The sequence below is a fragment of the Mycobacterium sp. URHD0025 genome (assembly GCF_000426065.1).
Taxonomy (GTDB): Bacteria; Actinomycetota; Actinomycetes; order Mycobacteriales; family Mycobacteriaceae; genus Mycobacterium.
The window spans coordinates 1-1,360 of record NZ_AUEQ01000032.1; the positions used below are offsets into that span (position 1 = coordinate 1).

General features: G+C 58.3%; 1 rRNA gene. It reads right to left on the reverse strand.

The annotated features are described in order from the left end of the window. Window positions 1–19: 19 nt before the first annotated feature. Window positions 20–1,360 (reverse strand): 16S ribosomal RNA (locus H977_RS0128350); the annotation flags it as partial.

The window sequence follows — 1,360 nt, forward strand, 5'->3', positions numbered from 1 at the left end:
GTCTCGTGGTGCTCCTTAGAAAGGAGGTGATCCAGCCGCACCTTCCGGTACGGCTACCTTGTTACGACTTCGTCCCAATCGCCGATCCCACCTTCGACGGCTCCCTCCCACAAGGGGTTAGGCCACCGGCTTCGGGTGTTACCGACTTTCATGACGTGACGGGCGGTGTGTACAAGGCCCGGGAACGTATTCACCGCAGCGTTGCTGATCTGCGATTACTAGCGACTCCGACTTCACGGGGTCGAGTTGCAGACCCCGATCCGAACTGAGACCGGCTTTGAAAGGATTCGCTCCACCTCACGGCATCGCAGCCCTTTGTACCGGCCATTGTAGCATGTGTGAAGCCCTGGACATAAGGGGCATGATGACTTGACGTCATCCCCACCTTCCTCCGAGTTGACCCCGGCAGTCTCTCACGAGTCCCCACCATTACGTGCTGGCAACATGAGACAAGGGTTGCGCTCGTTGCGGGACTTAACCCAACATCTCACGACACGAGCTGACGACAGCCATGCACCACCTGCACACAGGCCACAAGGGAACCGACATCTCTGCCGGCGTCCTGTGCATGTCAAACCCAGGTAAGGTTCTTCGCGTTGCATCGAATTAATCCACATGCTCCGCCGCTTGTGCGGGCCCCCGTCAATTTCTTTGAGTTTTAGCCTTGCGGCCGTACTCCCCAGGCGGGGTACTTAATGCGTTAGCTACGGCACGGATCCCAAGGAAGGAAACCCACACCTAGTACCCACCGTTTACGGCGTGGACTACCAGGGTATCTAATCCTGTTCGCTCCCCACGCTTTCGCTCCTCAGCGTCAGTTACTGCCCAGAGACCCGCCTTCGCCACCGGTGTTCCTCCTGATATCTGCGCATTCCACCGCTACACCAGGAATTCCAGTCTCCCCTGCAGTACTCTAGTCTGCCCGTATCGCCCGCACGCCCACAGTTAAGCTGTGAGTTTTCACGAACAACGCGACAAACCACCTACGAGCTCTTTACGCCCAGTAATTCCGGACAACGCTCGGACCCTACGTATTACCGCGGCTGCTGGCACGTAGTTGGCCGGTCCTTCTTCTATAGGTACCGTCACTTGCGCTTCGTCCCTATTGAAAGAGGTTTACAACCCGAAGGCCGTCATCCCTCACGCGGCGTCGCTGCATCAGGCTTGCGCCCATTGTGCAATATTCCCCACTGCTGCCTCCCGTAGGAGTCTGGGCCGTATCTCAGTCCCAGTGTGGCCGGTCACCCTCTCAGGCCGGCTACCCGTCGTCGCCTTGGTAGGCCATTACCCCACCAACAAGCTGATAGGCCGCGGGCCCATCCCACACCGCAAAAGCTTTCCACCACACACCAGGAAGTGC